This is a genomic window from Geomonas sp., from assembly GCF_035254065.1.
GTDB lineage: Bacteria > Desulfobacterota > Desulfuromonadia > Geobacterales > Geobacteraceae > Geomonas.
The window spans coordinates 1-4,421 of sequence record NZ_DATFBA010000408.1 but is presented as its reverse complement, the minus strand read 5'-3'; the positions used below and the strand labels follow the sequence as shown (position 1 = coordinate 4,421).

The window sequence follows — 4,421 nt, the reverse complement described above, 5'->3', positions numbered from 1 at the left end:
TCTCCCTGACCGCCTGCTCCATGCCGGCGCCGGTGTCCGAGACGGTGAGCAGCGCGAAGGTCCCCGGCTGGCCGTAGCCGTGCAGCCTCACGAACTCCTCCTCGATCTCGATCCTGCGGGTTTCGATGGCCAGGCACCCTTTGCCGGCCATGGCGTCGCGGGCGTTCGTGGCCAGGTTCATCAGCACCTGCTCCAGCTGCCCGCCGTCCGCCAGCACCGTCAGCTGCTCGGGGCACAGCGTGGTGACCAGTTCGATCCCCGCACCGATCAGCCGGGCCAGGAACCGCTCGGTCTGGCGCACCCGGCCGTTCAGCTCCACGGGCTTGAGGTGCATCGGCTGCTTCCTGCTGTAGGTGAGCAGGCTGGCGGTCAGGGTGAGGGCCCGCTCGGAGGCGGCCATGATCTGCTCCAGGTTGCGCCTGAGCGGGCTCTGCTCTTCGAGGGCGGAGGCGGTGATGGTGCAAAAGCCCATGATCACGGTGAGGATGTTGTTGAAGTCGTGCGCCACCCCTCCGGCCAGGGCCCCCAGCGCCTCCATCTTCTGGGCGTGGCGCAGCTGGAGCTCCAGGTGCCTCTGCTCGGTCAGGTCCTTGAAGCAGATCACCCGCCCCACGATCCGGTCGTCCACCACCTGCGGCGAGGAGTAGCGCTCGAAGATCCTGCCGTCCTTGAAGGAGAGCCAGTCCCTGGTCTCCCGCTCCGTCCCCAGGTATTCCTTTTCGGTGAGCTCCAGGAACTCCCCCGGCTCCTTCAACTGTTCCGCCACGAAGGCGCGCATCAGCTGGTCGTTGCCGGTCTCCAAAAGATGCGGCGGCAGCCGCCACATCTCGGCGAACCGGCGGTTGCAGATCACCAGCTTGCCTTTCAGATCTTTCACGATGATGCCGTCGGCGGTGGCCTCGATGGTGGCGCCCAAGAGCGAGAGGGTCTCTTTGAGCCGCAGGTGGTCCTGCTTCCTGGCGGAGACGTCGCGCACCATGGCGAGCCACAGCCACTCCCCTCCCAGCCTGAGCGGGCTCACCGAGAGTTCCACCGCCAGGCGACTGCCGTCGCACCGGATCGCCTCCACTTCCCGGACCGACTCTCCCGGCCAGGGGGGAAGCGGCGCCTGGCCGGGCTCGCCCAGCCCCTCCAGCGCGTTCCCCAGCACCTCACCGATCCCTTTCCCCGCCGCCTCACTCCCCGCATAGCCGAACATCCGCTCGGCGGCGCCGTTAAGCGACCTGATGGCCAGCTTGCCGTCCAACACCACCACCCCGTCCACCAGCTGGGCCATGATGGTTTCGGCCAGCGAATTCTGCACGTCCGCTATCTCCCGAAACGGCCTGAAGATGAAACGGTAGAGCACCGGGGTGAACAGGATGGTCAGCAGGCCCGCGTCGGCCAGGTTCTCCAGGAGCGGGTTGCCCACCGGCAACAAAAGCGGCAGGAGGTACATCAGCATGATCTCGATGCCGAACAGCACCAGCAGCAGGATGGGGATGGTTCCGACCACGGAGGGAAATCTGGATTGTGGGATGTCTGGTTGCTTCACGATGATCCTTTACGAAAGGCCGGCAGTCGCGTATGGAGGCCGTATCGGCGGGCGCCCAAGGAACTTGAAGGAAATGGTGGCGGGGGGCATAAAGAAAGCCCGCCAATCGTGGGATTGGCGGGCTTGGGAGAGCTGCGGGCGCCCGCGGGGAGCGCGTGAGCAGTTAGGGGAAGACGGTCCCCCCGTGGCACAGGGAGCAGGGGGGGCCGCTCAGCGGCACGCCCTGCAGCTGGGCGCCGTGGCAGACCCCGTTGCGGCAGGTGGCGGTGCCGTTGGCCAGCACGTACTGCGAGTGCAGCGGAGACCCGGAGGTCAGGTCGGCCGTGGTGTTCCAGCCCTCCGGATGCACGTGCAGAGGGCCGCCGATGTGGCAGCTGCTGCAGGAGGGTCCAAGGCCGCCGGTCAGGGCGACGCCGTGGCAGTAGGTGCTCGCGCAGCCGATGGTCCCTTTCTGCTGCACGTAGGGCGCGTGCCGCGCGTAGACCAGGTCGTCCCAGTCAGGCGGATGGATGGCGATCCCCGCCGCGGGGACGCCGGGCCTCACAAACTGCACGGAGTGGCAGACCGCGCAGGAAACCTTGGAGATCCCGCCGGCCAGATCCTGGCCGTGGCACTGGGTGCAGTTATCCAGGTGCGCCAGCGCTTGCGGCTGGTGCTCGAGCGCCCAGTCGCCGGTGTGCGCTCCCTTCGCCGCGTCGTAGTTGGCAAGCTTGGCGCTGTCTCCGCAACCGGCCATCGACAACACGCCAAAGAAGCCGGCCAGCGCAAGAGCAAGGGCCAATGACGATTTGGTTATCTGTGGCATGATTTGCACCTCTCGTTATTTTGTCTTCCGTGGCATTTCATGCAGGATGCCGGGTCTATCCTGCCGTCCACCTTGTGCTGGCTCAGGTAGTCGCCGCGGTGGGGCAGGGCAAAGTCAGGCTGGTCCTTGTGCAGGTCGCTCGGCTTGATCTCTTCCTTGTGCGCGTGGCACTCCATGCAGTAGGCTTCCTCATGGCAGGCGTTGCAGGCCGTCCGGTACTGGTAGGCGTAGAACTTGTGCTTGAGGTAGAAGTCCTCGGCCTGGTGGTTGAGAGCTCCCCAGCTGTCGGTATGGCACTCAGCGCAGCGGGGGAGCCCCTCGACCTTCTCCGGATGCACCCGGGCGATGGAGTTGGTGTTGGCGCAGGCGTACAGGAACGACAGCATCAGCATGGCCATCGCTATCAGCAGTTTACTTTTCACTTTGTCCTCCTTTTGAGCCGAATGCATACGTCAGTTTAATCAATCCTTCCACTCCATTGACGAACTCAGAGGATCTGAAAAAGTCGACGTCGGCGGCCACTTTCAGGCTCTTGGTGAAGGCATAGCCCGCAGCCCAGGTCACCGCGAAGGTGTTCTTCACGCCGTTGCTGTAGATGCCGTTGTCGTAGTCCACGTCGAAGAAGCTGATGGTGAAGTCGGCAGGGCCGATCTCCTTGCTTACGTAGGCGAAGTACTGGTCGTACTTGAACCGCTGGCTGGCGCCGTTCATCCGGTGGTAGTTGAAGCCGGCCGTGACGTAGTCCGGGTGGGAATAGACGATGCCGCCGCCGAAGTAGTTGGCGTCACCCTCCTTCTCATAGTTGTAGTGCTTGGCGTCGGCGGAAAGCTTGAGGTTCTTCACCAGCGTGCAGCCCAGCGTCCCCCCCACACTCACCACCGACTCGTTGGGGTCGAGGGGGCCGTTGGGGACCAGGCTGAGCGCGCTGGTGGTCACCTGGCTGAAGTAGTCGCGGTAGTTGAGCTGCTGCAGGTTGAAGCTCGCCCTTACCCAGTCCAGGGGGGTGACGCTCAGCGTGTAGGCGTTCTCGGCCCAGCCGTTGGTGAGGGAGTTATAGGTGGAACGGCCGGTGATGTCTACCATGGGGAGCGGGTGCAGCCAGAGGTCGATCCCTTCCTGCTCGCGCAGGTTCTGATCGTACTGGGTGCTTCTCACGTAGCTGAAGCCGATGGCGTAGAGGTTGGGGACGAAGTGGGCGATCCTGCCGCCGTAGATGAGGCTCCCCCCCTTGTAGTTGGGCTCGGTGGTCACCGGCTGCCCTATGTAGGCGGACCCCGTGAAGCCGTACAGGAAGTCGCTTCTCATGTAGAGCCCCTGCAGGTTGTCGCTGGCCACCCCCTCGCTGACCGTCTGGCGCCCCAGGGTGAACTGGGTGTTGCTCTTGTTCGCCTGGTACTTGAGGAAGCCGTACTGCAGGTCGCCGTTGGTGTCCTGATTGGTGGTGTTGTCCGCCAGGTCCAGGCGCCCCCAGCCGCCGGCGGCGAAGGAGCAGACCCCGTTGGGACATGGCGTGCTGGCGCCGACGTGCAGGTACTCGTAGAGCGGCCAGATGCGGTCGTCCTCCGTGTTACTTTGGAACCGCAGGACGGTGTTGGATTCCCCCCAGACGTTGACCCCCTCGGTGGCTGCCTGAGCCGCCGCCGCGGTGCCCACCAGCAGCGAGCAGGAAGCGATGACCCCTCCGAACCTCCTCAAGATGCGGGGAACCGAGGCTGCGGACATTTTCGTTCGATGGATTTTCAAGAGATGCCCTCCTTTCTAAAATGTCACAATCTTAGCCTGCTGCTTGAGCTGCGCCAGGTAGCGGTGGTGCTCCTCGATGATCTTGAGGTCCTGCAGGCCGTTCATGATGTTGGTGGAGACCTCGGCGAAGCGGATCTCCCTGGGGCTCTTTCGGCTGGCGTACAGCTTGACGATCTGGAAGCCGCTCTGCTGGCTCCCCATGATGGCGCTGCTCTCCCCCGGCTTGAGCTGGTAGAGCGGCTCCACCATGTCGATGGGGAGGTCGGTCCAGGAGACGAAGCCCAGGTCCTTGGCCTTCACCGTCTCCTCTTCGCCCTTGAGTTTTCCCCCCAGCTTCTC

5 protein-coding genes are annotated in these 4,421 nt (G+C 64.2%); all 5 read right to left on the bottom strand.

The annotated features are described in order from the left end of the window. The coding region (locus VJ604_RS19120) for a PAS domain S-box protein (RefSeq protein WP_324085280.1) at positions 1–1,495 on the bottom strand (1,495 nt) is incomplete at its 3' end. Between the two features lie 202 nt (positions 1,496–1,697). Next, positions 1,698–2,339: a hypothetical protein gene (locus VJ604_RS19115; protein ID WP_324085278.1), complete on the bottom strand. Its 642-nt coding sequence runs from the start codon at positions 2,337–2,339 to the stop codon at positions 1,698–1,700. Beyond that, complete coding sequence (locus tag VJ604_RS19110; protein ID WP_324085277.1) at positions 2,327–2,761, bottom strand: cytochrome C; 435 nt, start codon at positions 2,759–2,761, stop codon at positions 2,327–2,329. Before VJ604_RS19110 ends, VJ604_RS19115 begins: the two co-directional genes overlap by 13 nt. Beyond that, positions 2,751–4,061: a hypothetical protein gene (locus VJ604_RS19105; RefSeq protein WP_324085275.1), complete on the bottom strand. Its 1,311-nt coding sequence runs from the start codon at positions 4,059–4,061 to the stop codon at positions 2,751–2,753. Before VJ604_RS19105 ends, VJ604_RS19110 begins: the two co-directional genes overlap by 11 nt. 36 nt (positions 4,062–4,097) lie before the next feature. Beyond that, a partial coding sequence (locus tag VJ604_RS19100) for a peptidylprolyl isomerase (RefSeq protein ID WP_414652479.1) occupies positions 4,098–4,421 on the bottom strand: 324 nt, incomplete at its 5' end.